The 26383-nt window shown below is 72.6% G+C and carries 24 protein-coding genes and 2 tRNA genes; 21 read left to right on the top strand and 5 right to left on the bottom strand.

Annotated elements, in window-relative coordinates:
* Positions 1–24: 24 nt before the first annotated feature.
* Complete coding sequence (locus tag AB0N29_RS02605; protein WP_364863881.1) at positions 25–1068, bottom strand: mechanosensitive ion channel family protein; 1044 nt, start codon at positions 1066–1068, stop codon at positions 25–27.
* 114 nt (positions 1069–1182) lie between these two features.
* On the opposite strand from AB0N29_RS02605, the gene AB0N29_RS02610 reads away from it, so the two are divergent.
* On the top strand, positions 1183–1545 hold the full coding sequence (locus tag AB0N29_RS02610) for a hypothetical protein (protein WP_302270357.1): 363 nt from the start codon (positions 1183–1185) through the stop codon (positions 1543–1545).
* Positions 1532–1921: a DUF5130 family protein gene (locus AB0N29_RS02615; RefSeq protein WP_302270358.1), complete on the top strand. Its 390-nt coding sequence runs from the start codon at positions 1532–1534 to the stop codon at positions 1919–1921. Before AB0N29_RS02610 ends, AB0N29_RS02615 begins: the two co-directional genes overlap by 14 nt.
* 87 nt (positions 1922–2008) lie before the next feature.
* Here the strand turns inward: AB0N29_RS02615 and pepN are convergent, their stop codons facing one another.
* Positions 2009–4573 carry an aminopeptidase N gene (pepN, locus tag AB0N29_RS02620; protein WP_364863884.1) on the bottom strand — a complete coding sequence of 855 codons (2565 nt, stop codon included), beginning with the start codon at positions 4571–4573 and terminating at the stop codon, positions 2009–2011.
* Positions 4574–4685: 112 nt separating this feature from the next.
* Here pepN and AB0N29_RS02625 point away from each other — a divergent pair, with 112 nt between their 5' ends.
* From AB0N29_RS02625 to AB0N29_RS02635, 3 genes are read left to right on the top strand one after another with little or no spacing between them, the layout of a single operon-like run.
* On the top strand, positions 4686–6332 hold the full coding sequence (locus tag AB0N29_RS02625; RefSeq protein WP_364863886.1) for a CHAP domain-containing protein: 1647 nt from the start codon (positions 4686–4688) through the stop codon (positions 6330–6332).
* Positions 6333–6363: 31 nt separating this feature from the next.
* A complete protein-coding gene (gene chrA, locus AB0N29_RS02630; RefSeq protein WP_364863888.1) occupies positions 6364–7731 on the top strand; it encodes a chromate efflux transporter in 1368 nt (455 codons plus the stop codon).
* 57 nt (positions 7732–7788) lie between these two features.
* The gene (locus AB0N29_RS02635; RefSeq protein ID WP_364863890.1) at positions 7789–8391 is read left to right on the top strand and encodes a DsbA family protein; all 603 of its coding nucleotides are present in this window, start codon (positions 7789–7791) and stop codon (positions 8389–8391) included.
* A gap of 24 nt (positions 8392–8415) precedes the next feature.
* Here AB0N29_RS02635 and AB0N29_RS02640 read toward each other — a convergent pair whose 3' ends face one another.
* Complete coding sequence (locus AB0N29_RS02640) at positions 8416–9093, bottom strand: GPP34 family phosphoprotein (protein WP_302270363.1); 678 nt, start codon at positions 9091–9093, stop codon at positions 8416–8418.
* Between the two features lie 74 nt (positions 9094–9167).
* On the opposite strand from AB0N29_RS02640, the gene metG reads away from it, so the two are divergent.
* The 10 genes from metG (at position 9168) to tig (ending at position 17132) form a co-directional block, all read left to right on the top strand.
* Complete coding sequence (gene metG / locus AB0N29_RS02645) at positions 9168–10964, top strand: methionine--tRNA ligase (protein ID WP_302270364.1); 1797 nt, start codon at positions 9168–9170, stop codon at positions 10962–10964.
* A gap of 59 nt (positions 10965–11023) precedes the next feature.
* Complete coding sequence (locus AB0N29_RS02650; protein WP_364863893.1) at positions 11024–11326, top strand: hypothetical protein; 303 nt, start codon at positions 11024–11026, stop codon at positions 11324–11326.
* 27 nt (positions 11327–11353) lie between these two features.
* Complete coding sequence (locus AB0N29_RS02655; RefSeq protein ID WP_364863895.1) at positions 11354–11923, top strand: hypothetical protein; 570 nt, start codon at positions 11354–11356, stop codon at positions 11921–11923.
* A gap of 13 nt (positions 11924–11936) precedes the next feature.
* Positions 11937–12806, top strand: a complete 870-nt coding sequence (locus AB0N29_RS02660; protein ID WP_364863897.1) for an alpha/beta hydrolase — start codon at positions 11937–11939, stop codon at positions 12804–12806.
* 13 nt (positions 12807–12819) lie between these two features.
* The gene (locus AB0N29_RS02665; RefSeq protein WP_302270368.1) at positions 12820–13326 is read left to right on the top strand and encodes a ribose-5-phosphate isomerase; all 507 of its coding nucleotides are present in this window, start codon (positions 12820–12822) and stop codon (positions 13324–13326) included.
* A 10-nt stretch (positions 13327–13336) separates the two neighbouring features.
* Positions 13337–14179, top strand: coding sequence for a DNA-formamidopyrimidine glycosylase family protein (locus AB0N29_RS02670; protein WP_364863900.1), 843 nt, complete (start codon positions 13337–13339; stop codon positions 14177–14179).
* Between the two features lie 85 nt (positions 14180–14264).
* On the top strand, positions 14265–15359 hold the full coding sequence (locus tag AB0N29_RS02675) for a PP2C family protein-serine/threonine phosphatase (protein WP_302270371.1): 1095 nt from the start codon (positions 14265–14267) through the stop codon (positions 15357–15359).
* Between the two features lie 118 nt (positions 15360–15477).
* Positions 15478–15548, top strand: a tRNA-Gly gene (locus AB0N29_RS02680).
* A gap of 36 nt (positions 15549–15584) precedes the next feature.
* Positions 15585–15657 (top strand) — tRNA-Pro (locus AB0N29_RS02685).
* 59 nt (positions 15658–15716) lie between these two features.
* A complete protein-coding gene (tig, locus tag AB0N29_RS02690; protein ID WP_364863903.1) occupies positions 15717–17132 on the top strand; it encodes a trigger factor in 1416 nt (471 codons plus the stop codon).
* 69 nt (positions 17133–17201) lie between these two features.
* Here tig and AB0N29_RS02695 read toward each other — a convergent pair whose 3' ends face one another.
* Positions 17202–18338, bottom strand: a complete 1137-nt coding sequence (locus AB0N29_RS02695) for a hypothetical protein (protein ID WP_364863905.1) — start codon at positions 18336–18338, stop codon at positions 17202–17204.
* A gap of 95 nt (positions 18339–18433) precedes the next feature.
* Between AB0N29_RS02695 and AB0N29_RS02700 the strand changes: the two genes are divergently transcribed.
* From AB0N29_RS02700 to AB0N29_RS02725, 6 genes are all read left to right on the top strand, one after another.
* Entirely contained in the window at positions 18434–19603 is a 1170-nt protein-coding gene (locus tag AB0N29_RS02700) for a hypothetical protein (RefSeq protein WP_364863907.1), read from the top strand.
* Positions 19600–20106, top strand: coding sequence for an SRPBCC family protein (locus AB0N29_RS02705; protein WP_302270375.1), 507 nt, complete (start codon positions 19600–19602; stop codon positions 20104–20106). Before AB0N29_RS02700 ends, AB0N29_RS02705 begins: the two co-directional genes overlap by 4 nt.
* Before the next feature lie 153 nt (positions 20107–20259).
* Entirely contained in the window at positions 20260–20865 is a 606-nt protein-coding gene (locus AB0N29_RS02710; protein ID WP_302271601.1) for an ATP-dependent Clp protease proteolytic subunit, read from the top strand.
* 5 nt (positions 20866–20870) lie between these two features.
* Positions 20871–21485 (top strand): ATP-dependent Clp protease proteolytic subunit, encoded by a 615-nt coding sequence (locus tag AB0N29_RS02715; RefSeq protein ID WP_302270376.1) that lies wholly within the window; start codon positions 20871–20873, stop codon positions 21483–21485.
* An 85-nt stretch (positions 21486–21570) separates the two neighbouring features.
* Entirely contained in the window at positions 21571–22854 is a 1284-nt protein-coding gene (clpX, locus tag AB0N29_RS02720) for an ATP-dependent Clp protease ATP-binding subunit ClpX (RefSeq protein ID WP_302270377.1), read from the top strand.
* A gap of 213 nt (positions 22855–23067) precedes the next feature.
* A complete protein-coding gene (locus AB0N29_RS02725; RefSeq protein WP_364863911.1) occupies positions 23068–23673 on the top strand; it encodes a hypothetical protein in 606 nt (201 codons plus the stop codon).
* A gap of 40 nt (positions 23674–23713) precedes the next feature.
* Here the strand turns inward: AB0N29_RS02725 and valS are convergent, their stop codons facing one another.
* On the bottom strand, positions 23714–26347 hold the full coding sequence (valS, locus tag AB0N29_RS02730; RefSeq protein ID WP_302270379.1) for a valine--tRNA ligase: 2634 nt from the start codon (positions 26345–26347) through the stop codon (positions 23714–23716).
* Between the last annotated feature and the right edge of the window lie 36 nt (positions 26348–26383).

The raw sequence follows: 26383 nt of genomic DNA on the forward strand, positions 1-26383 counted from the left end.
TCGTGCTCGGTGTCGGGTGCGGGGTCAGACCTTCTCGGTGGCGTCCGCGCCCGCGGCGTCGGCGTCCGCGGCGACCGGCGGCTGGGCCTTCTCGTCGTCGCGGTGCCACACCACGCGCTGGGCGAACGGGATCTCGATGCCCTCGTGGTCGAAGCGGGCCTTGATCCGCTGGCGCAGCTCGCGGGCCACGCCCCACTGCTCCATCGGCGCGGTCTTGACCATCACCCGCAGGGTGACCGAGTCGGCCGCGAGCACCTCCACGCCGGTCACCTCAGGCTCCTCGATGACCACGTTGCGGAAGTCGTCGTCCTCCCACATGCCGTGGCTGACGTCGCGCAGCACCTCCTGGACCCGGACCAGGTCCTCGCCGTAGGCGACGTTGACGTCCACGACGGCGCGGGACCAGTTCTGGCTCATGTTGCCGACGCGGAGGATCGACCCGTTGGGGACGTACCAGACCGTGCCGTTGAGGTCGCGCAGCCGCGTCACCCGGAGGCTGACCGCCTCGATGGTGCCGGTGGCCTCGCCCACGTCCACGACGTCGCCGACGCCGTACTGGTCCTCGAAGATCATGAAGATGCCGGACAGGAAGTCCTTGACCAGCGACTGGGCGCCGAAGCCGAGCGCGACGCCGACGATGCCGGCGCTGGCGATGATCGGGGCGATGTTGACGCCCAGCTCGCTGAGGACCATGGTGCCGACGATCGCCACCAGGATGCCGGTGATCACGCTCTTGAGCAGGTCGCCCATGGTCTTGGCGCGCTGCACCCGGCGGGTCTGGGTGGCGGCGTCGCGAGCCGCGACGGCATGGACGGCCTTGCCGCGCTTCGGGAGGCGGGTCACCCGGTCGGGGAGCACGCCGTCCTCGGCACTGGCGACCAGCCGGTCGACGACCTTGTGCAGCGCCCAGCGCACGAGGAGGCCGAGCACCAGGAGCACGGTGACGGCCAGCGGCTTGCCGATGATGACGTCGGCGACCTGGGCCACGGTGTCGTTGCCGAAGAGGTCCAGCGCGACCTCGCAGGTCTGCTCGCCCTCCTCGCAGGGGGCGGCGGTGGCGGAGAACATGGGGACCATGTCTAACAGGTCCGCACGGGCCCGCCGAAGCCTCGGACGACCGGTGTGAGCCATCCGACCGGACGGGCCTCCGAGGTCGCCGAGGGGTGCCGATATCCTGCCTCCGTGACCGCCACGTTCTCCTCCCTCCGTCGGGCCGCCGCGCTCCTCACCGGCCTCCTCGTCGTCCTGACCGCCGGTGTCGCGCTGGCCGCCCCCGCGAGCGCCGACGTGCCCGAGGGCTGGTCGGACCCGGACCCGGTCAACACGCTGCACGCGCTGCTCCTGCTGGGCGGCGTCCCGCTGCTGCTCTTCGTCCTCATCTGGCTGCTCGTCTACGTCCCCGCCATGGTGCGCGGCGAGCGCGTCGCCCCCGGCACGGCCACCGCCGAGGACCAGTGGATCGGCGGCCCGCGCAAGTCCACCGCCGAGCTCGCCGGTCCTGACGGCGACGACTCGCAGGCCGGTGGCGCCAGTGCCCGCTGGTGAACCCCTGACCCCGGCCCAGCGGACCCGCCTCGACGAGGCGATCCGCGCGGCCGAGCGTCACTCGAGGGTCGAGTTCTCCGTCTTCATCGGCCACGCTGAGGGGCCGGCCAGGCCGTTCGCCACGCAGCTGCACAACTCGCTCGTCGCGCCGGCCCGGAGCATCCTGGTGATGGTCGACCCCGGCGCACGCACGCTGGAGATCGTCACCGGCGGCTGGGTGCGCCGCTCGCTGACCGACAAGGAGGTCGAGCTGGTCGCGCTGCACATGCAGCAGGCCTTCGCCGAGGACGACCTCGTCGGCGGCCTGGTCCGGGGCATCCAGATGCTCGCCGACCACGCCCGCTCGCCCCAGACCCTGCACGCGCCCGAGGCCTGACCCGGGCAGCGCCCGACGCCCCGACGTACGACGACGGCCGGCCTCCCCGAGGGGAGACCGGCCGTCGTCGCGTACCGGGCCGGACCGTCAGGAGCGGGCGTCGCGCTCCTGGGCGGCCAGGGCGCGGACGACCTCGGCGCGGGCCTCGCCGACGTAGCGCTGGGCGCCCTTGGGGGCGTCGTTGTCGGCGAGCCAGGCGTCGAGCCGGGCGACGGTCTCCGCGGAGGCGAGCGCCTTCGGGAAGCCGTACTCCAGGACGACCGAGCCCTTGTGGAAGCCGAGGAGGTCGATCGCGGTGTCCGCGGCCTCCAGGTACTTCTCGAGGTACGGCGCGAGGACGTCCTCCTGGCCGAACCGGAAGATCGAGAAGACCATCTCCCGCGACGTCTCGTTGGGCGTGGCCGGGTCCATGACCGCCGCCCAGCCGGCCTCCTTGGCCGCGGCCGTCGGCTGCGCGACGCGGGCGGCGGCGGCCTTCTCCTTGCCGGCGTTGGTCGGGTCGCGGTCGAGCTCGGCGTCGATCTCCGCCTCGCCGATCGCGCCCGTGCGGGCGAGGTTCTTCACCAGCTCCCAGCGCAGGTCCTGGTCGACGCTGAGGCCCTCGACGGTGAAGGAGCCGTCGAGCAGCCCGCGCAGGTCGGCGACGGCCTGCTCGCCGTGCGCGGCGAGCGCGTAGGAGCGGACGAAGGTGAGCTGGTGGTCGCTGCCGGGCTCCGCGGCGAGCAGCAGCTCGCGCAGGCCCGACTCCCACTCGGCCCTCAGAGCCGGGCGGCCCGCCGGGTCGGAGTAGAACTCCACGGCCAGCGCGGTCGAGGCGGGGATCCGCGTGACGCCCCACGCGTCGGTCTCCTGGCCGATGTTGGCCAGCACCAGGCGCACCCAGTCCGTCGTGCGCATCTCGCCGTCGCGGGTCATGTCCCAGGCGGCGCCCCACGCGAGCGCGCGGGGGAGGGAGTCCTCGAGCCTGGAGAGCCCGGAGACGACGGTGGCCAGCGACCGCTCGTCGAGGCGGATCTTGGCGTAGGCGTGGTCCTCGTCGTTGAGCAGCAGCAGTGCCGGCTGCTCGCGGCCCACCAGCTCCTCGACGGCGGTCGAGGCGCCCTCGACGTCGACCTCGACGTACTCGCGGCGCACGAGCCGGCCGCCGACCTCGTCGTAGAGGCCGATGCCGAGGCGGTGCCGGCGCAGGGTGGGCTGGTCGGGGTGGGCGCTCTGCTCGACGGAGAACGACGTGTAGCGGCCCTCGCCGTCGAGCTCGAAGCGCGGCGCGAGGGTGTTGACGCCGGCGGTCTGCAGCCACTCCTGCGCCCAGCCGCCGAGCTCACGGCCCGAGGACCTCTCGAGCGCGGCGAGCAGGTCGGCGAAGGTGGCGTTCCCGAAGGCGTGGTCCTTGAAGTACTGCCGCAGGCCCGCGACGAACGGGTCGAGGCCGACCCAGGCGACGAGCTGCTTGAGCACCGACGCGCCCTTGGCGTAGGTGATCATGTCGAAGTTGACCTCGACCGCGTGCAGGTCGACGTTGTCGGCCGCGATCGGGTGGGTCGAGGGCAGCTGGTCGGCGCGGTAGCCGGTCTGCTTGCGCGCGTTGGCAAAGCCGGTCCAGGCGTCGGTGAACTCGGTCGCCTCGGCCTCGCACCAGTAGCAGGCCCACTCGGCGAAGGACTCGTTGAGCCAGAGGTCGTCCCACCACTTCATCGTCACCAGGTCGCCGAACCACATGTGCGCCATCTCGTGGGTGATGACCGAGGTGCGGAACTCGTAGAACGAGCGCGGCTGGCGGCTGCGGGGGAGGTACTCGTCGCGCAGCGTCACGCAGCCGGCGTTCTCCATCGCGCCCATGTTGTACTCCGGCACGTAGAGCTGGTCGTACTTGCCGAAGGGGTAGGGGAAGTCGAACTTCTCCTCGAAGAACTCGAAGCTCTGCTTGGTGATCTTGACCAGCTCGGCGGTGTCCATGTGCTCGACCAGCGACTGGCGGCAGTAGTGGCCGAGCGGGATCGACCCGTGCTTGCCCTCGTAGACGTCGTGCTCGGCGTGGTACTCGCCGGCCACGATCGCGGTGATGTACGTCGACATCGGCTGGGTCGGCTCGAAGGCCCAGACCGCCTTGCCGGCATCGCCGTCGACGGCGCGCGGCTCGGGCGTGGGGGAGTTCGACACCACGACCCAGTGGGAGGGCGCGGTGACGGTGAAGGTGAAGGGCGCCTTGAGGTCGGGCTGCTCGAAGGTGGTGAACACCCGGCGCGCGTCGGGGACCTCGAACTGGGAGTAGAGGTAGACCCGGTCGTCGGTCGGGTCGACGAACCGGTGCAGGCCCTCCCCGGTGTGGGAGTAGGTGCAGTCGGCACGGACGACCAGCACGTTCTCGGCCTGGAGCCCGGGCAGGGCGATCCGGCTGTCGGCGTACGCGGTGGCGGGGTCCAGGGGCTCGCCGTTCAGCGTGATCTCGTGGACCTGGGCGTCGACGAGGTCGGCGAAGGTCTCCGCACCGGGCTCGCGGCAGGTGAACGCGATCGTGGTGGTCGAGCCGAAGGTGCCGGTGTGCTCGGCCGCGGTGGCGGCCGTGAGGTCGAGGTCGATGGCGTACGACGTGACGTCCAGGAGGGCCGCGCGGGTGGCGGCCTCGTCCCGGGTGAGGTTGGTTCCAGGCATGGGAGGATCCTGCCACCGGCTCGCAGGGGCGGTGCAGGCGCCCGAGCAGCGCCGGAAGAAAAGTTTCCCGACTCGCGTGTCGGTGCTTGACATCTTTCACTAGAGTGCCGCTGTGCCCCAGCAGTCACAGCCGTCCCGTGCGCCGCAGACCTCCCCGGTCCGGCGTCCCGCCGCGGCCCTCGTGCTGCTCGTCAGCACCCTCCTCGGCCTGGTCGCCGGGCTCGTCGTGGTGCCGGTCGCGCCGGCCGCGGCCGCCTCGACGTACCTGTGCACCGGCTACCAGGGGTGCCGCCAGGCGGGCTACTCCAACGCCGGCTACGAGGCCGCCGGCTCGAAGATGTACTGGCGGATGTACGCGGGGCACAACTGCACCAACTACGTCGCCTACCGGATGGTCAAGAGCGGCATGCCGGACGACCGACCGTGGTCCGGCGGCGGCAACGCCGAGAACTGGGGCCGGGCGATGGCGTCGATCACCGACGCCACCCCCATGGTCGGTGCCGTCGCGTGGTGGAAGGCCAACACCGGCGGCGCCGGGTCGGTCGGCCACGTCGCCTACGTCGAGCAGGTCGTCTCCGCCTCCGAGATCGTGGTGTCCGAGGACAGCTGGCGCGGCGACTTCCACTGGCGGCGGATCACCAAGTCCGGCGGCAGCTGGCCCAGCGGCTTCATCCACTTCAACGACCGCGTGGTCGTCAACGACGCGCCGCCGGCCGTCGTCGGCACCCCGACCGTGGGCCGGCCGGTGACCGCGGACGCCGGGGCGTGGCAGCCGACGGCGACGTACACCTACCAGTGGCTGGCCGGCGGCAAGCCGGTCGCCGGCGCCACGAGCTCGACGTTCACCCCCACGCCCGCCCTCAAGGGCACCCAGCTCGCCGTACGGGTCACCGCCCAGCGCAAGGGGTACGCCGCGGCGTCGGCGACCTCCCCGGTCGCCCCCGCCGTCGCGCCGGGCGCGTTGGAGCCCGGGCCCGCGCCGGCCATCAGCGGCACCGCGGAGGTCGACCAGACCCTCACCGTCTCGCAGCCGACGTTCACCCCCGCCCCGGAGAAGCAGGCCGTGCAGTGGCTGGCCGACGGCCGGCCGATCGCCGGCGCGACCGGGTGGTCGCTGGAGCTCGGCCAGGAGCAGATCGGCGCGGCCGTGTCGGCGCGGGTCACGGCGAGGTCGGCCGGCTACACCAAGGCCGTCGTCGAGGCGGCGCCCACCCCGAAGGTCATCGCCGGCACCATCGAGGTGACCGACCAGTTCCGGGTCCGCGGCGTGCCGCGCGTGGGGCGGACGCTGACGGCCGTGGACGGCCGGTTCTCCCCGGCCGACGCCGAGGTCACGCGGACCTGGCTGCGCGACGGCACGCCGGTCGGCACCGGCCCGACCTACGTGCTCACCCCCGAGGACGCCGGGCACCGGATGTCGCTGCGCGTGGACCTCGCCGCCCCGCACTACCGGAGCGCGACGAGCACCGTCCGCACCGACGGCAGCGTGGCGACCACCTCCTCGCTGGCGGTCCGCGCGACGGGCAGGGCCGGCAGGGCGGTGGTCGTGGTCGACGTCAGCGCCCCGGGCCTCAGCGGACCCGGTGGTCCGGTCAAGGTCAAGGTCGGCGGCCGGACGGTGACCGCGACGGTCGTGGGTGGCCGGGCACGGGTCGTGGTCGCAAAGGTCAGGGCGGGTCGCCACCAGGTCACCGTCGTGTACGCCGGCACCTCGCTGGTCCGCAGCAGCCGGGCGACCACCACGGTGGTCGTGCGCTGACGCCGGCCCCGGCGTCTGCCACGATCCGTCCGTGAGTCGAGCACCGGGCCGGCGCGAGTCGCAGGTCGTCCCCCTCCGGGAGGCGACGGCCGCGTGGTTCCGCATCTCCCTGCAGACCTTCGGGGGGCCGGCCGGCCAGATCGCGGTGATGCAGCGCGAGCTGGTCGACGAGCGTCGCTGGCTCGGCGAGCGGCGATTCCTCCACGCGCTGAGCTACTGCATGCTGCTGCCGGGGCCGGAGGCCCAGCAGCTCGCGATCTACACCGGGTGGCTGCTCAACGGCTGGCTCGGCGGACTGGTGGCCGGGGTGCTGTTCGTCCTCCCCGGCGTCGTCGCGCTCCTGGCGCTGTCGTGGCTCTACGTCGCGCAGGGCGACAGCGTGGTCGTCACGGGGTTGTTCCTCGGTCTCGCGCCCGCGGTCGTCGCCGTCGTGCTCCAGGCGGTGCTGCGGATCGGTGGCCGCTCGCTGCGGCACCCGGCGCTGGTCGCGCTGGCGGTGGCGGCGTTCCTGTGCCTGGCGGTGCTCGACGTGCCGTTCCCCGTGGTGGTGCTCGGTGCGGGCCTGGTCGGCTGGCTGGTCGGGCGGCGGCTGCCGGCGTTCGCCCGGCCGCGGGAGGACGAGGCGGCCGACGGCCCGCCGCCGCTCGTGCCCGACGACGCGCTCCACACCGCCCCGCCCTCCTGGCGCCGCAACCTGGTCGTGCTCGTCGTCGGCGTCGTGCTGTGGGTGCTCCCGGTCGTGGCGGCATGGGCGCTCGCCGGTGGCCGGTCGAGCGTCTACACCGACCAGGGCCTGTTCTTCGGGGGCATGGCGCTGGTGACCTTCGGCGGCGCCTACGCGGTGCTGTCCTACGTCGCGCAGGCGGCCGTGGAGACCTACGGCTGGCTGGGCGCGGGGGAGATGGCGCGCGGACTGGCGCTCGCGGAGTCGACCCCGGGCCCGCTGATCATGGTCGTGCAGTTCGTCGCGTTCCTCGGCGCCTACCGCGATCCCGGCGGTCTCGACCCGTGGCTGGCGGCCGTCCTGGCCTCGCTGCTCACGGTGTGGGTCACCTTCGTGCCGTGCTTCCTCTTCATCTACCTCGGCGCGCCGTACGTCGAGCGGCTGCGGGGCAGCGCGTCCCTGTCGGCGGCGCTGGCCGGGGTGACCGCGGCGGTCGTCGGGGTGATCGCGAACCTGGCGCTGTTCTTCGCGGTGCACACCCTCTTCGCCGACACCCGGCACGTCGGGCTGGACCACCTCGGGCTGGAGCTGCCCGTGTGGTCGTCGTGGTCCTGGCAGGCGGTGCTCGTGACCGCGGTGGCGCTGGTCCTCGTCCTGCGCCTGCGCTGGTCGGTGCTGCGCACGCTCGGGGCCTGCGCCCTGCTCGGCCTGGTGCTGCACCTGCTCACCCGCTGACCCAGCGGCCGGGTGAGCCGCGGAACACCCGTCGGCCGGCCGGTGTTGACTCCAGCCATGACCACCAACGCCGACTTCTGGTTCGACCCCGCCTGCCCGTTCGCCTGGATCACCTCGCGCTGGATCCTCGAGGTCGAGAAGGTCCGCGACATCTCCGTCACCTGGCACCTGATGTCCCTGGCCTACCTCAACCAGGACAAGGACATCCCCGAGGAGTACCGCGAGTTCCTCAAGACCGCCTGGCAGCCCGTGCGGGTCGTCATGGCCGCCGAGCAGGCCCACGGCAAGGAGGTGCTCCTGCCGCTGTACACCGCGCTGGGCACCCGCCGGCACAACGAGGGCCAGGACTTCACCCGCGAGGTCATCGAGTCCGCCCTCGAGGAGGCCGGCCTGCCGACCTCGCTGGCCGACGCGATGGACGACTCCTCCTACGACGAGGCGATCAAGAAGTCCCACCACCTCGGCATGGACCAGGTCGGCGACGAGGTCGGCACCCCGACCATCGCCATCGAGGGCACCGCGTTCTTCGGGCCGGTGCTGTCCTCGATCCCCAAGGGCGAGGAGGCCGGCAAGGTCTGGGACGGTGCCGTCCTGCTCGCGGGCTACCCCTACTTCTTCGAGCTCAAGCGCTCGCGCAACGCCGAGCTCGACTTCAGCTAGCCGGACCCGGCTGGCTCGACCCGGCTAGCTCGACCCGGCGGTCGCGGCCCCTCCGGCCGCGACCGCCGCGGTCATCGCCGCGGTGGAGGCGGCGATCGCGTCCTTGACCGCCTTGGCCGCCCAGTCGCCGTCGGCCAGCGCCTTCGCGCGCTTGCGCACCTCGCCGCCCGACATGCCCTGGTGGTCGACGGTCTTGTGGGCGCGGCCCAGGGCGTCGAGCAGCGCCACCAGCGCGCGGGTGCGCTCGTCAGGCTCGGCGCCGGAGACCAGCGCGGCGGTGAGCGCGCGCCGCACGGCGTCCTCGTGGGTGGAGTCGACCGCGGGCCAGGTCCGGCGGGGGAACAGCCCCAGCACCTTGTCGGTGCGCTGCTCGACCATCCCGCGGCGCTCCAGGCTCGCGAAGAGGTCGTCCTTGACGCCCTTGCCGAGCCGGTTGACCAGGTCCTGCGCGCCGCGCTCCTTCTCGGCGACCGTCGCCAGGGCTGCGGCGAGCAACGGGTCCTGCGGGGCGGCGGCCGGCGCCGGGCGCACCTTCGCGGAGTGCCAGAAGCCGCGCTTGTCCTCGACCTCGACGGCCCCGGCGAGCGCCAGCTCCACGAGCAGCGCGCCGCCGAGCGCGGTCTGCAGGTAGGTGCTCGCGGCGACGGTGCCCTTCTCGTCGTCGAGCAGCAGGAGGAGGAGGTCCTCGGCGATGAGCGTCATGCGGATCACGCTAGCGCCGTCCGCGGCCCGCACCGGCGCAGGCGCGAGCGGGCCGCGACCCTAGGATCGGCCCCATGAGTCGAGTCCTGTCCGCCGTCGCCTGGCCGTACGCCAACGGCCCGCGCCACATCGGCCACGTCGCCGGTTTCGGTGTGCCCTCCGACGTCTTCAGCCGCTACATGCGGATGGCCGGGCACGACGTCCTCATGGTCTCCGGGACCGACGAGCACGGCACCCCGATCCTCATCGCAGCCGACGAGGCCGGCGTGTCGCCGCAGGAGCTCGCCGACCGCAACCACCGGATCATCGCCGAGGACCTCACCGCGCTCGGGGTCTCCTACGACCTCTACACGCGCACCACGACGCGCAACCACCACGCGGTGGTCCAGGAGCTGTTCCTCGGGGTCTACGAGAACGGCTACTTCGTCGAGCAGACGACGTACGGCGCCATCTCCCCGTCGACCGGCCGTACCCTGCCCGACCGCTACATCGAGGGCACCTGCCCGATCTGCGGGTACGACGGGGCGCGCGGCGACCAGTGCGACAACTGCGGCAACCAGCTCGACCCCGCCGACCTGAAGAACCCCGTCTCGCGGATCAACGGCGAGACCCCGGAGTTCGTGGAGACCCAGCACTTCTTCCTGGACCTCCCGGCGCTCGCCGACGCCCTCGGCGCCTGGCTCGACGAGCGCGCGGCGACCGGCCTGTGGCGGCCGAACGTCATCCGGTTCAGCCAGAACATCCTCAAGGAGATCCGGCCGCGCGCGATGACGCGCGACATCGACTGGGGCATCGCGGTGCCGCTGGACGGCTGGCGGGAGAACCCCACCAAGAAGCTCTACGTGTGGTTCGACGCCGTCATCGGCTACCTCTCGGCGTCGATCGAGTGGGCGCGGCGCACCGGCGACCCGGAGGCGTGGCGCCAGTGGTGGAACGACCCCGAGGCCCTGTCGTACTACTTCATGGGCAAGGACAACATCACCTTCCACTCCCAGATCTGGCCCGCGGAGCTGCTCGCGTACGCCGGCCGGGGGGACAAGGGCGGCGAGCCGCGCGAGTACGGCGTGCTGAACCTGCCCACCGAGGTCGTCTCCTCGGAGTTCCTGACCATGGAGGGGAAGAAGTTCTCCTCCTCCAAGAAGGTCGTCATCTACGTCCGCGACCTGCTGAGCCGCTACCAGCCCGACGCGTTCCGGTACTTCGTGGCGGCCGCCGGCCCGGAGAACCAGGACGCCGACTTCACCTGGGCGGAGTTCGTGCGCCGCACCAACGACGAGCTGGTCGCCGGCTGGGGCAACCTGGTCAACCGCACGGCGAACCTGGTGGCCAAGAACTTCGGGGAGATCCCCGCCGCCGGCGAGCTGGCGCCCGAGGACGAGGCCGTCCTGGCCGTCGTCGAGGCGGCGTTCGGCACGGTCGGCGACCTGATCGGCCGGCACCGCCAGAAGCAGGCGATCGGTGAGGCCATGCGCGCGGTCGCCGAGGTCAACAAGTACGTCTCGGACTCCGAGCCCTGGAAGCTCAAGGGCGAGGACCAGCGCGAGCGGCTCGCGACCATCCTGCACGTCATGGCGCAGTGCGTCGCCGACCTCAACCTCGTGCTCGCACCGTTCCTGCCGTTCTCGGCCAACCTGGTCGACGCCGCCCTCGGCGGTGCCGGCGACGTGGCGCCGATGCCGCGGCTCGAGGACGTCGAGGACCTCGACGGCGGCGCGCCGTACCCCGTCATCACCGGCGACTACTCCACTGCGCCCCGGTGGGAGCGACGCCCGGTGGTCGTCGGGACCCCCGTGGCCAAGCCGACCCCGGTCTTCACCAAGCTCGACACCTCGGTCGTCGAGGAGGAGCTCGCCCGCCTCACGGGGGAGTGAGAACCAGGCCGGCTCCCAGGGCGGCTCTCGGACCGGCCCCAGGTGGGTACGGGTCGGTCATGACGAGCGAACCCATCGACGAGGCCCAGCTCCGCGTGGCGACCCAGCGCGCCGTGGACGCCACCGCGACGGCGTACACCGAGGACGCCTCGATCGACGTCGAGGACACCCTGCGCCGCGAGATGGCGCAGGCGGGCATGGCGCTCGACGACGACCGCTGGGTCCGGGAGGTGGCCCACGCCGTGCGCTCGGGCCACCCGGTCAGCTTCGCCGAGGAGGGCGCCGACGGACCCACCGGCGCTCCCGCCGACGAGGAGCCGACCTCGCCCGGCTCGCTGGGCGGCGACAACGGCGGCGCGTGAGCGTCGCCTGCCCCTAGGCTGCGGCGCATGAGCGCCGAGATGTACCTGCCGACCTTCTTCGTCAAGCAGAAGTTCGCGATGACGACCAACCGCTACGAGCTGTACGCCGCGAACCCCGACGGGTCCTTCGGCCAGATGTACGGCTTCGCGGAGCAGAAGCGGATGGCGTTCAAGGAGCAGGTGACGTTCTTCAGCGACGCATCCAAGAGCCGTCCGGTCTTCGCGTTCAAGGCGCGCAGAAAGATCGACCTCAACGCGGGCTACGACATCACCGACGAGGCGGGCCAGCAGATCGGGTTCTTCCGCAAGGACTTCGGCGCCAGCCTGCTGCGCTCGACGTTCCACGTGGAGGGTCCCGGCTACCAGGGGACCGGGCAGGAGCGGAGCCAGGCGGTCGCGCTGATCCGCCGGTTCACCGACATCCCGTTCCTGCCGATCCACTTCGACTTCGTCTCCGCCGACGGCCAGCCGCTGCTCGGCGTCGAGCGGCAGGGTTCGGTGCGCGACAAGTACACCGTGCACGTCCCCGACCAGCGCGTCGACTTCCGCGTCGCCGCGGCGATCGCCGTCGGCCTCGACGCGCTGATGCAGCGCTGACCGGGACGCCGCCGTGCTGTTCCCCGAGTCCCGTCGCGCACTCGAGCAGCCGTCGGGGCCGCCGGTGTGGTCCGACGAGCACGACCTCGACGCCGAGCGGGCCCAGGCCCGGGCGACGGCGATGGCCGAGCCCCGCGAGGACGTCGCGGAGGTCCGTGACGTCGACGCCGACGGCGTCCCGTGCCGGCTCTACCGGCCGGCCGGCGCGCGCCCGGGCGTCGTCCTCCACGCACACGGCGGCGGCTTCGTCTTCCACGACGTCGAGGTCCACGACGCCTCGGCCCGGCGGCTGGCCAACCGCACCGGCCTGTCGGTGCTGAGCGTCGACTACCGCCGCCCGCCCGAGCACCGCTTCCCCGCCGCGCCGGACGACGTCTCGTCGGCGGTGCGGTGGCTGCAGGCGCACGAGGCGGGTCCGTTCGTCGCGCACGGCGACAGCGCCGGCGGCAACCTCGCGCTGGTCGCCGCGCTGCGCCACCCCGGGGTCTTCGCGGCAGCGGTGCTGGTCTACCCCTTCCTCGACCCCACCGCCGGGGCGGACTCCTACCGGACCGCCGCCGACGGCTTCGACCCCCGCGAGGCGTCCTGGTACTGGGAGCAGTACGCCGCCGCGCCGGCCGACCTCGAGCACCCGGACCTCGCGCCGCTGCGCTCGGACCGGCTCGGCTCGCTGCCGCCGACCCTGGTGGTGACCGCCGAGCACGACCCGCTCCGCGACGAGGGCGAGCAGCTCGCGCTCCGCCTGGCCGAGGAGGGGGTCGAGGTGGTCGCCACGCGCTACCAGGGGCAGCTGCACGGCTTCTGGCGCCACCCCACCGTGTTCCCGGCGGCCGAGGCCCTGATGGGCCAGGTGGCCGGGTTCCTGCGCCAGCAGGTCCCCTGAGAGGATCGGGCCCATGCGCGTGCACCTCGGCTCCGACCATGCCGGCCTCGAGCTCAAGGACCACCTGGTGGCCTGGCTGCGCGAGCACGGCCACGACCCGGTCGACCACGGCCCCTTCGTCCACGACGCCCTCGACGACTACCCCGTGTTCTGCCTCCGGGCGGCCGAGGGCGTCGCCGCGGACCAGGCGGCCGGTACGCCGGCCCTCGGCGTGGTCGTCGGCGGCTCGGGCAACGGCGAGCAGATGGCGGCCAACAAGGTCATCGGCGTCCGCTGCGCGCTGGTCTGGTCCGAGGAGACCGCGGTGCTGGCCCGGGAGCACAACGACGCCAACGTCGTCTCCGTCGGCGGCCGGATGCACTCCCTGGAGGACATGACCCGCTTCGTCGAGGTCTTCCTCGGCACCGACTTCACCGGCGACGAGCGCCACGTGCGCCGGATCGGCCAGCTGGCGTCGTACGAGACCACCCGCGAGCTCCCGCCGCTGCCGGAGTCGGCGCGCGGCCACGAGCAGGGCTGACCGGGCCGCGATGCCCGAGGGACACACCCTCCACCGGCTCGCGCTGGAGGTCACCGACGCGTTCGCCGGGAGCCCGGTGCGCGTCGGCAGCCCGCAGGGCCGGTTCGCGGAGTCCGCGGCGCTGGTCGACGGCCAGGTGCTCGAGGGCGCAGAGGCCTGGGGCAAGCACCTGTTCGTCGCCTTCCCCGGGGACCGCTTCGTCCACGTGCACCTGGGCCTCTACGGCAAGCTCGACGTGCACACCGGGGTCGAGGACGTGCCCGACCCGGTCGGGCAGGTCCGGATGCGCATCGTGCGCACCGACGGCACGGCGTACGCCGACCTGCGCGGCGCCACGACCTGCGAGCTGGTGACCCTCGCCCAGCGGGACCTGGTCGTCGACCGGTCCGGACCCGACCCGATCCGGCCCGACGCCGACCCCGACCGGGCCTGGCAGCGCATCCGCCGCAGCCGGGCGCCCATCGGCGGCCTGCTGATGGACCAGACCGTGCTCGCCGGCGTCGGCAACGTCTACCGCGCGGAGGTGCTCTACCGGCACCGCATGCACCCGCTGCGGCCGGGCAGCACCCTGCGGCCGGCGCAGTGGCGCGCGATGTGGGACGACCTGGTGGTGCTGATGGCCGAGGGCGTGCGCACCGGCCGGATCGACACCGTCCGGCCCGAGCACACGCCCGAGGCGATGGGCCGCCCGCCGCGCAAGGACGACCACGGCGGCGAGGTGTACGTCTACCGCCGCCACGGCCAGCCCTGCCACGTGTGCGGCGCGAAGGTCCGCACCGAGGTGCTCCAGGGACGCAACCTGTTCTGGTGCCCGCGTTGCCAGCCGACGTTCCGCTCCCGCGCCGTACAGTGAACCCGCTCCCACCTGCGGAGACGGTCCGGACCGGCTGGACGCGCAGGTGCCCGGCAGGCACCCGACGACACCCGGCGAGGCGACCATGACGGCTGCGTACGGCGCGCGGCGCCTCCGCGTGCGCCGGCACGGGTACGCCTCGGTGCTCCGCCGGCGGGTGCCGCTGGAGAACCGCTGGGCCCTCGGGCTGGTCCTGCTCGGGGTCGTCCTGACCGGCCTGGTGGCGGCGTTCCCGGCCGACATGCCGCTCAACACCCTGATGCTGCCGCTGCTGCTGGGCAGCCTGGTGCTGGGCCCGCGCACGCTGCCGTGGTTCGTCATCACGATGATGCTGCTGCTGACCCTCTCGCTCGCGGTCCAGCCGGACATCACGGTGCGCATCGTCGGCTCGGTCGGCGTGCAGTTCGCGCTCGGGTTCGTCGTGCTCCTCACCTCCTTCCGCCGCTCGCGCCTCGGTGTCGCGAACCTGCTGGGGGAGTCGATGCTCGTCGACCTGCGCGACCGGATCCTCAACCAGGGCGGGGTCCCGCGGCTGCCCGAGCAGTGGCAGGTCGAGACCGCGCTGCGGTCGGCGGGCGGGACGCCGTTCGCGGGGGACTTCGTCGTCGCCATCCGTCCGCACGGCACCGACCGCCTCGAGCTCGTCGTCGTCGACGTCTCGGGCAAGGGGGAGCAGGCCGGCACGCGCGCGCTGATGCTCTCCGGTGCCTTCGGCGGCCTGCTCGGCGCGCTGCCGCCCGAGCAGTTCCTGCCCGCCGCCAACGGCTACCTGCTCCAGCAGGACTGGGAGGAGGGCTTCGCCACCGCCGTGCACCTCTCCCTCGACCTGGTCACCGGCGCGTACGCCGTCCGCACCGCCGGCCACCCCCCGGCCGTCGTCCGCGCCGCCGGCAGCGGGCGCTGGTCGGTGCTGACCAGCGAGGGCCCGATCCTCGGCCTGATGGACGACGCCGACTTCCTCGCCGCCGAGGGCGTGCTCCGCGCCGGCGACGCCCTCCTGCTCTACACCGACGGCATGGTCGAGGAGCCGCGGCGCGACATCGAGCTCGGCATCGACCGGATGCTCGGCGAGGCCGAGGGGCTTCTGCGCGGGGACTTCCGCGGGGCGGCCGACCGGCTCGTGGCCGCGGTCGGGTCGCGCGACGACGACCGGGCGATGGTCGTGGTCAACCGGCGCTGACCTCCGCCGCCGGATCGTAGCCCTGCGAGGGCGGAGGGCGTTTGGGAGCGCCGCTCGGGGGTGTGGCACGATGACCCGAGCAGGACTCAGGCGTGCTCGCATGCCCTGACGACGGCGCGCGGATGTAGCTCAATGGTAGAGCCCCAGTCTTCCAAACTGGCTACGCGGGTTCGATTCCCGTCATCCGCTCTCAGGAGCCGGCCGGACCTCCGGCGGGCCTCTTGGCGGGGCGTAGCGTAGTGGCTAGCGCGCCTGCTTTGGGAGCAGGAGACCGCAGGTTCGAGTCCTGTCGCCCCGACGCACCACACCACCCTCACCGACCGGTGAGCCGAGACAACGATTGACAGGAGACAACCTGTGAAGAGCGCCGTCGAGACCTTGAGCCCGACCCGGGCCAAGCTGACCGTCGAGGTGCCCTTCGAGGAGCTCAAGCCGAGCCTCGACGCGGCGTACAAGAAGATCGCTCAGCAGATCAACGTCCCCGGCTTCCGCCGGGGCAAGGTGCCCCCGATGGTCATCGACCGCCAGGTCGGGCGCGGCGCCGTCCTCGACGAGGCGATCAACGACGTGCTGCCCAAGAAGTACGTCGCGGCGCTCGAGGAGAACTCGCTGAGCCCGCTCGCGCAGCCGGAGATCGAGGTCACGAAGTTCGAGGACAACGAGGCCCTCGAGTTCACCGCCGAGGTCGACATCCGTCCCGAGATCGAGCTGCCCTCCTACGAGGGCCTCGAGGCCTCCGTGGACGACGTCGAGATCAGCGACGAGGACGTCGAGGAGCAGGTCAAGGCCCTGCGTGAGCGCTTCGCGACCCTGGTCGACGTCGAGCGCCCCGCGGTCGAGGACGACTTCGTCGTGCTCGACCTGCGCGCCACCCAGGACGGCGAGGTCGTCGACGGCGCCGAGGTCAGCGGCATGAGCTACCAGGTCGGCCGTGGCGGCATGATCGACGGGCTCGACGAGGCCCTGACCGGCATGGCCGCCGGCGAGGAGAAGACCTTCACCACCGCCCTCGTCGGCGGCGACCTGGTCGGCCAGGAGGTCGAGGTCCAGGTCAAGGTCACCCAGGTCCAGCAGCAGGAGCTGCCGGAGTACGACGACGAGTTCGCCCAGCTCGCCTCGGAGTTCGACACCATCGACGAGCTCACCGCCGACGTGCGCGAGCGGCTCGGCCGTGGCAAGCGCCTGGAGCAGGCGGCCGAGGCCCGCGACGCGGTCCTCGAGTCGCTGCTGGAGAAGGTGGAGGTGCCGCTGCCGGAGAGCATCGTCGCCGACGAGCTCAACGCCCGTCGCCAGAACATCGAGCAGCAGCTCGCGTTCGCCGGCATCACGATGGACAAGTACCTCGAGGACGAGGGCCAGACCCAGGAGGAGTTCGAGGCCGACCTCGACCGCCGGGTCCGCGACGCGGTCGCCGCGCAGTTCCTCCTCGACGAGATCGCGAAGAAGGAGGAGCTCGGCGTCGACCAGAACGAGCTCTCCCAGCACCTCGTGCGGCGCGCCCAGCAGTCGGGCCAGAACCCGCAGGAGTTCGCGAACCACATGTTCGAGCACAACCACATCCCCGAGCTCGTGCAGGAGATCCTGCGCGGCAAGGCGCTCGCGACGATCGTGGAGACCGCGGTCGTCAAGGACGCCTCGGGCAACGTGGTCGAGCTGACGAACCTGCAGCCCGACGGCACCATCATGGAGATCACCGAGGAGACCGGCGACGACGCCGCGACCGAGGAGACCGCCGAGGCCCCGGCCGAGGAGGAGTCCTCCAAGGAGGACTGACCCCCACGCACACCCGACGACGGCGCCCCTCCTCCGCGGAGGGGCGCCGTCGTCGCGTAGGGGCGCGGCTCAGCCGTCCGTCGCGGGGACGACCAGTCCCGCGAAGACGAGCAGCGTGAGCACGAGGAGCACCAGCGACCCCACCAGCCAGCGACCCTGGCGCACCGGGCTGCCCGCGGGCGAGAACGTCGCGATGGCGAGGGAGCCCAGGAGCACGACTGCGATCGGGAGGAAGGCCCACACCTGGCGCCAGGACTCGAAGGGGACCACGCTGTCCGCCCCGTAGAGCCCCAGCACGAGGGCCGGCACGCCGAGGCAGATCGACACGACGCCGACCATCACGTTGAAGCGTCCCTGCGCCTCGGCCTCCCGGGCGCCGGAGATGCTGGAGGCGGCGGCGAGGAGCGACGACACCGCCAGGTGCTCCTGCTCGAGCTGACGTCCCATCTCGGTGCACTGCCGGACCGCGGCGTCGTGGACCCGCATCCACGGCCGGGAGAGGGAAGTCTGCTCCGAGGGCCGGACCGAGGCGAGCGAGGGGTCATGGAGCGCGCGGTGGGCGTGGTAGGCGTCGTCGTCGTCGACGTAGAGCCACAGGCCCTCGCGGACCGCCTCCCGGGCCTGGTCCGCCGCTCGACCCGCGATGATGTCGAGCTGGAGGAGGGCGGCGACGACCTTGACCTGCCGACCGGCGCCGGTCGCGTCCAGGCTGTTGCGCGCGAGGGCCAGCTCGAGCTCGTACCGGAACTCGCGCAGGTCCGCGACCGCGTTCCGGGAGGACTCGCAGACCGTCTTCGCGCACGCCGCCACCCGCTGGTCGGCGGGCGCGGTCGCGGGAACGTCGGCCAGCAGGGCGCCGATCTCCGCGACGAGGTGGTCGGCACGCTCCCACGGGAGCTCGTCGAACGCGCCCGTCTCGTCGTCGTGGACCCAGAGGGAGTCCGCCGCCACGTCGAACGCCACCCCGCCGTCCTCGGCGACGACCAGCGTCACGTGGCCGACTGCGACGGTCCGCCTCCCGCGGAGGTCCGACACGTGGAGCAGGGGAGCCACCCGCACGTGATCCCTGCCGACCGTCGCGCCGTCGCGTCGGCCGACCCGGGCCTCGATGTCCTCGTGCCGCACCCGACCGGGCTGCAGCAGGCGGCCGACCGCCGCGGGGCGAGGGCTGGCCGGGCGCGGCTCTGGGGCAGGAGGGGTGCGCACCGGACACATCCAACACGCGCGGGGCCCGCCCCGCGGGAGAACAGTGGACCCGTATCGGTGCACATGTGTGCACTCGGGCGGGTATCGTCGATCTCGTGCCCCTCGCCCCGACCTCCGGTCCCACCTACCTCGACGCGCTGTCGCTGCTGAGCGAGGTCGCCGACGAGCTGGTCGTGCGCAGCGCGCGCGACACCCACGACGCATGGGCCGACCGTGTCCACGGCGTCACGCGGCGGGTCACGGGCGGCGCCTCGAGCGTCCCGGAGCGGGTCCACCGCGGGATCGCCGGAGCGGTGTACGCCGGCGTCTCGGCGAGCCTGCGCGCCGCCTCGGTCGGCCTGGACCGCGCCGCGGCCACCGGCGTCGGACCCCGGCTGGAGGACGGCCCCCGGGGCCGCTTCGTCAGCTCCGCGGTCAACGGGCTGATCGGCGACCGGCTGCTGCGCGAGCGCCCGCAGATGGCGATCCCCATGGCGGTGCGCCGGGACGGGGCCGACGTGCCCCTCGACGACCTGGGCGCGGCGTTCCCCGCGGCGACCGGGAAGGTCGTCGTGTTCCTGCACGGCCTGTGCGAGAACGAGTCGTACTGGGACCGCTGGCGCGAGCGCACCGGGACGACGTACGGCGAGGCGCTGGCCGCCCGCGGGTGGACACCGGTCTTCCTGCGCGCCAACACCGGGCTGGGCCTGCGCGAGAACGGCGTGGCGCTGTCCGCGCTGCTCCAGCGCCTGGTGGACGGGTGGCCGGTCGAGGTCGACCGGGTGGCCCTGGTCGGGCACTCCCTGGGCGGGCTCGTCGTGCGCGCCGCCGGCGCGGTGGCCACGGAGGCCGCGGCGCCGTGGACCGACCGGGTCGGCGACGTGGTCACGCTGGGCACCCCGCACCTCGGCGCCCCCATCGCGCGCGGCATCGGCCACGGCAGCCGGGGCCTCGGCGTGCTGCCGGAGACCGCTGCCTTCGGCCGTGTCCTGGACTGGCGCTCCGTCGGCGTCCACGACCTGGTGGCGGGCCTCGCCCACGACGTGCCGCCGCTGCCGCACGCCCGCTACCGGCTCGTCGCGGCGACCCTGACCCGGTCCCAGCGGCACCCGGTGGGTGACGTCGGCGGCGACCTGCTCGTGCGGCCGCGGTCGGCGTACGGCCGCGACCGGCGGGGGCGCACGCTCTTCCCGGGCGGCGAGGTGCTGCACGTCGGACGCACCGACCACTTCGGGCTGCTCAACCACCCCGAGGTCCACCGCGCCATGGAACGATGGCTGCCGTGACCGCCGCCGGAACCCCTGCCGCAACCCCCGCCGGCGCCCCGGACCGCGAGCTGCGCGCCGAGGCCGTCGTCGACGCACCGCCCGCCCACGTGTGGGCCCTGCTCACCGACCTCTCGCGGATGGGGGAGTGGAGCCCGGAGCTGGTGCGCATGGTGCCGCTGAAGCCGGGCGGCCTGCGGGTGGGGCAGTGGTACCTCGGGGTGAACCGCCGCGGCCTGGCCGTGTGGCCGACCCGCAACGTCGTCGACGAGCTCCTCCCGGGCCTGCGGCTCGCCTGGCTGACCACGTCCAGCGGTGCGCGCTGGGTCTGGGAGCTGTCCCCGGAGGGGCCGCAGGGACGCGCGACGCGCGTGGTCCACCGGCGCCCCGTGCCGCGGCGCCTCACGCGGGTGAGCGCGGTCTTCGCACCGCTCGCCCTGGGCGGCTCCGCGGCGCACGCCGACGAGCTGGAGCAGGGCATGGCGCGCACCGTCGAGCGGCTCCGGACGGCCGCCGAGGGGTGACCGGCCCCGCGCGCCGACCGCGGCGCGAACCCGCCCGCGGCGGGACGAAATCCGCTGTCGGCGAACAGCGGGGGAGAACCCGTGGAAGTGTCGGGACAGCGGGCTAGGGTCGACGACGTGACCCAGAACCCCAGCCTCTCCGGCGCCCCTGAGATGAACGGCGGCGCAGGCCTGAACGTCCTCGACGACCACATCTACCAGCGTCTGCTGCGCGAGCGGATCGTGTTCCTCGGCTCGGAGGTCCGCGACCAGAACGCCAACGCGATCTGCGCCCAGCTGCTGCTGCTCTCGGCCGAGGACCCCGAGGCCGACATCTTCCTGCACATCAACAGCCCGGGTGGTTCCGTGGACGCCGGCATGGCGATCTACGACACCATGAACTACATCCCCAACGACGTCGCGACGGTCGGCATGGGCCTGGCCGCCTCGATGGGCCAGTTCCTGCTCTGCGCCGGCACCAAGGGCAAGCGCTACGCCCTGCCGCACGCGCGGATCATGATGCACCAGCCCTCCTCGGGCATGGGCGGCTCCGCCTCCGACATCAAGATCCAGGCGCAGCAGTCGCTGCACATCAAGCAGGTCCTGCTCGACCTCATCGCCGAGCACACCGGCCAGTCGCGCGAGCAGGTCGAGGCCGACGCCGACCGCGACCGCTGGTTCACCGCCGACCAGGCCAAGGAGTACGGCCTCGTCGACCAGGTCGTCAAGTCCGCCCGCGAGGCAGCCGACGACGGCCGCCCGGCCCACCAGAAGGACTGAACAACATGAACTACTACATCCCGCAGTGGGAAGAGCGGACCTCCTACGGGTTCCGCCGCATCGACCCCTACGCGAAGCTCTTCGAGGACCGGATCATCTACCTCGGCACGCCGATCTCCGACGACGTCGCGAACGCCGTCATCGCGCAGCTGATGTGCCTGGAGTCGATGAACCCCGACCAGGACGTGCAGATCTACATCAACAGCCCCGGTGGCTCGTTCACCGCGCTGACGGCGATCTACGACACGATGAACTTCATCAAGCCCGACGTGCAGACCGTGTGCATCGGGCAGGCCGCCTCGGCCGCCGCGATCCTGCTCGCCGCCGGCACCAAGGGCAAGCGCCTCGCGCTCCCGAACAGCCGGATCCTCATCCACCAGCCCTACACCGAGGGCACGTTCGGCCAGACCTCGGACATCGAGATCCAGGCCAACGAGATCCTGCGGATGCGCGAGCTGCTCGAGCGGATGATCAGCACCCACTCCGGCAAGGACATGGAGCAGGTCAGCCGCGACATCGAGCGCGACAAGATCCTCACCGCCGACCAGGCCCTCGAGTACGGCCTGATCGACACCGTGGTCGAGTCCCGCAAGGCGACCCCGGCGCTCCTGCCGTCCTGACGCGTCCCCCGTGTCGGCCCCCTCGCGGGGCCGGCACGGGGTACCGTCTCCTGAGTTTCAGCACTGTTGAGGAGGATGACCGACCGTGGCGCGTATCGGTGACGGTGGCGACCTGCTGAAGTGTTCCTTCTGCGGAAAGAGCCAGAAGCAGGTCAAGAAGCTCATCGCGGGCCCCGGGGTCTACATCTGCGACGAGTGCATCGACCTGTGCAACGAGATCATCGAGGAGGAGCTCAGCGAGGGCGCCGAGGTCAGCCTCGAGGAGCTGCCCAAGCCCAAGGAGATCTTCGAGTTCCTCAACTCCTACGTGATCGGCCAGGAGCAGGCCAAGAAGTCGCTCGCGGTGGCGGTGTACAACCACTACAAGCGCGTGCAGGCCGGCCTCCAGCCCGTCGCGGGCAAGCACAGCAAGGAGGAGGTCGTCGAGGTCGCGAAGTCCAACATCCTCGTGATCGGACCCACCGGCTGCGGCAAGACCTACCTCGCCCAGACCCTCGCGCGGATGCTGAACGTCCCCTTCGCGATCGCCGACGCCACCGCGCTCACCGAGGCCGGGTACGTCGGTGAGGACGTCGAGAACATCCTGCTCAAACTGATCCAGGCCGCCGACTACGACGTCAAGAAGGCCGAGACGGGGATCATCTACATCGACGAGATCGACAAGGTGGCCCGCAAGGCCGAGAACCCGTCGATCACCCGGGACGTCTCCGGCGAGGGCGTCCAGCAGGCGCTGCTGAAGATCATCGAGGGCACGACCGCCTCGGTCCCGCCGCAGGGCGGCCGCAAGCACCCGCACCAGGAGTTCATCCAGATCGACACCACGAACATCCTGTTCGTGGTCGGCGGCGCCTTCGCCGGGCTCGAGCACATCATCGAGCAGCGGGTGGGCAAGAAGACCCTGGGCTTCACCGCCGACGTCCGCGGCCAGGCCGAGCGCGAGGCCGACGACCTGCTCCAGCAGGTCCGCCCCGAGGACCTCACCAAGTTCGGCCTGATCCCCGAGTTCATCGGCCGCCTGCCCCTGATCGCGAGCGTCAACAAGCTCGACCAGGAGGCGCTGGTGCAGATCCTGACCGAGCCGCGCAACGCGCTGGTCAAGCAGTACCAGAAGCTCTTCGAGCTCGACGGCGTCGACCTGGAGTTCACCGAGGACGCCATCGCCGCGATCGCCGACAAGGCGCTCGAGCGGGGCACCGGTGCGCGTGGCCTGCGGGCGATCATCGAGGAGGTCCTCCTCCACGTGATGTACGACGTGCCCTCCCGCGGCGACATCGCCAAGGTCGTCCTGACCGGTGACGTCGTCGAGGGTGTGGCGGCGCCCACCCTCGTCCCGCGCGAGGTCGAGACCAAGAAGAAGAAGTCGGCCTGAGCCGCCGGGCCGGGGTCCGACCCCGGCCCGGCAGGCGCGGTCCGTCGACCGGCTGGGCGACCGGCTGACCGGCCACCGGTCAGGTGTCCGATGGCCCCCCGGCGTGGCCCGATCGGGCCATTCCGCTGCGCGGATGCGGCGCGCACACTCGAGGTGGGGGACACTCGTGCTCGTCGACCGCAGTACTCCTGATCGGGCAGGAAGGGAAGAGCCGTGGCCACCCAGCACCAGGCGCCCCTCGCGGCCTTCGTCATCGTGACGGTGGTCGCCGGTGCCGTCGCCGCCCAGTCGCTGCACGGCGACCGGGCCGGCCGCACGAGCGACACGGTCGCGGCCACGAGCACCCCCTCGGTCCAGGTGCCGCGCGCGGTCGCCCCGTCGCCCCCGCCGTCCTCCGGCGCGCCCGCGGGCGCGCCGACCCCGACGACCCCCACCAGCGGCGCCGGTGGTCCGTCCGAGCGCCCCTCGGAGGGCGACGTGCCGGCCATCGCCGCCGACGGCATGCCGCCCGGCCTCATCGACGTGATCCCGGGGCTCGCGGCGTTCCTGGGCAGCGGTGCTGCCCAGCCCCCGGCGTCCGGCCCGGGGGAGCAGGCGCCACCGACCGAGCTCGCGCCCACCGCCGGCCCCTCGGAGGAGCCCAGCCCGACGGAGCCCTCGCCCAGCGGTCAGCCGAGCCCGTCACCGACCACGTCGCCCGACCCCACGCCCACGGGGTCACCGACCGGGTCGCCCGGTCCGAGCGGCGGCGCGGAACGGCCGGTCGAGCAGCCCACCGGGCATCCCACCGGGCAGCCCACCGGGTCGCCGACCCCCTGACGGGGCCGGCCGGCGGGCAGCCCAGCGGCTGCGGGCCCGCTCAGGCCTCGGCGACCGGCGCGAGCTCGGCGGCGACGGACAGCTCGGTGGTCGAGCCGTCCACGGTGAAGACCAGGTCACCGACGACCTTGCCGCTGCGGCGCAGGTCGTCCGCGGCGACCTCGGCCGCGCGGACCAGCGCCTCCGGCCCGGTCACCTCCACGCGGGAGAGCTCGGCACGCATGGAGACCTTCGCCTGGGACTTGGCGCCGCGGATGCCCGCGAGCGCGGAGGCGACGGCGTCGACGGTGCTCGGGTCGGCGGCCGCGGCGGAGCCGAGGTCCAGCTCGGTCGGCCACGGCGCACGGTGGATCGAGCCGTGGTCGTCGCCGCGGGGGCGCCACCACGACCAGACCTCCTCGGTGACGTAGGGGAGGAACGGCGCGAGCAGGCGCAGCTGCACCTCGAGGGCCAGCGCGAGGGTCGCGCGCGCCGAGGCGGTGGCGGGGCCGCCGTCCTCGTCGTACGCGCGCTCCTTGACCAGCTCGAGGTAGTCGTCGCAGAACTCCCAGAAGAACTTCTCCACGGCCTCGAGGGCGGTCGTGTAGTCGTAGGCCTCGAACGCGTCCGTGGCACGGGTGACCACGTTGGCCAGGCGGGCGAGCAGCGCGCAGTCGACCGGCTCGGAGACCTCGAAGGCGTTGAGCTCGGTGGCGCCGACGCCGCCGAGGACGAACTTCGAGGCGTTGAGGACCTTCATCGCCAGCCGGCGGCCGACCTTCATCTGGCTCTCGTCGAACGGCGAGTCCAGCCCGGGCCGCGACATGGCGGCCCGCCAGCGGACGGCGTCCGCGCCGAACTTGTCGAGGATCTCGGTGGGGACCACGACGTTGCCCTTGGACTTCGACATCTTCTTGCGGTCGGGGTCGACCACGAAGCCGGAGATCAGCGCGTGGGTCCACGGGGTGACGCCCTGCTCGAAGTGGGCGCGCACGACCCGGGAGAACAGCCAGGTGCGGATGATGTCGTGGGCCTGGGTGGCCAGGTCCATCGGGAAGACCCGCTCGAAGAGGTCGGGGTCGTCCTCCCAGCCGCCGGCGATCTGCGGGGTGAGGGAGGAGGTGGCCCAGGTGTCCATCACATCGGGGTCGCCGATGAACCCGCCGGCGCGGCCGCGCTGGTCCTCGCCGTACCCGCGCGGAGCGTCGGTCGAGGGGTCGACCGGGAGCTCGGCCTCGCTGGGCAGCAGCGGGTGGTCGTAGTCGGGCTCGCCCTGGTCGTCCAGCGGGTACCAGACCGGGAACGGGATGCCGAAGAAGCGCTGGCGCGAGATCAGCCAGTCGCCGTTCAGGCCGCCGACCCAGTTGTCGTAGCGGTGCTTCATGTGGGTGGGGACCCAGGTGATCTCCGACCCGCGGGCGACCAGCTCGTCGCGCAGGCCGGCGTCGCGACCGCCGTTGCGGATGTACCACTGCCGCGTCGCGACGATCTCGAGCGGCTTGTCGCCCTTCTCGAAGAAGTTCGTCATCCGCTGGGTGGGCTTCGGGTCGCCGTCGAGGTCGCCGCTCTCGCGGAGCAGCCCGACCATCTCCTCACGGGCGGAGAACGTCGTCTTCCCCGCGAGGCGCTCGTACGCCGCCGCGGCCGGCGCGGCCGCGAGCCACTCCGGGGTCTCGCGGAGCAGGCGGCCGTCGCGACCGATGACGGTGCGGACGGGCAGCTGCAGCTCGCGCCACCACTGCACGTCGGTGAGGTCGCCGAAGGTGCAGCACATGGCGATGCCCGCGCCCTTGTCCATCTCCGCGGCCGGGTGGGGGAGGACCGGCACCTGGACGCCGAAGACCGGCGAGGCGACGGTCGTGCCGAACAGCGGCTGGTAGCGCTCGTCGTCGGGGTGCGCGATCAGGGCGACGACGGCCGGGATCAGCTCGGGCCGGGTCGTCTCGATGTGGACGGCAGTGCCGTCGGCCTGGTGGAAGGCCACGCGGTGGTAGGCGCCGGCGTACTCGCGCGCCTCGAGCTCGGCCTGCGCGACGGCAGTCTGGAAGGTGACGTCCCAGAGGGTCGGCGCCTCCTGGAGGTAGGCCTCCCCACGGGCGAAGTTGCGCAGGAAGGCGCGCTGGCTGGCGGTCTGCGCCTTGGGGCCGATGGTCGTGTAATGCTGGTCCCAGTCGACCGAGAGGCCGAGGGTGCGCCACAGCGACTCGAAGACCTGCTCGTCCTGCTCGACCAGCCGCTCGCACAGGGCGACGAAGTTGGGCCGGCTGATCGGCACCTGCTTCTTCGGGTCCGGCTTCTCCGGCGGGGTGAAGTCGGGGTCGTAGGGCAGCGAGGGGTCGCAGCGCACACCGAAGTAGTTCTGCACCCGGCGCTCGGTGGGCAGGCCGTTGTCGTCCCAGCCCATCGGGTAGAAGACCGACTTGCCGCGCATCCGCTGGAAGCGCGCGACGACGTCGGTGTGGGTGTAGGAGAAGACGTGGCCGACGTGCAGGCTGCCGCTGACGGTCGGGGGCGGGGTGTCGATCGAGAAGACGTTCTCCCGCGGCTGGGTGCGGTCGAAGGCGTAGGTCTGCTCGGTCTTCCAGTGCTCGGCCCACTTCTGCTCGAGCCCCTCCAACGCGGGCTTCTCCGGTACGGCGAGCGCGCGAGGGGCGCTCGGCGTGTCGGGGGCCTGCTGCTGAGGGGTCTCGGTCATGGGCGAAGCCTAGTTCGGCCGCTCCGACCTGCGGAA

The sequence above is a fragment of the Nocardioides sp. NPDC092400 genome, assembly GCF_040684155.1.
Lineage (GTDB): Bacteria > Actinomycetota > Actinomycetes > Propionibacteriales > Nocardioidaceae > Nocardioides.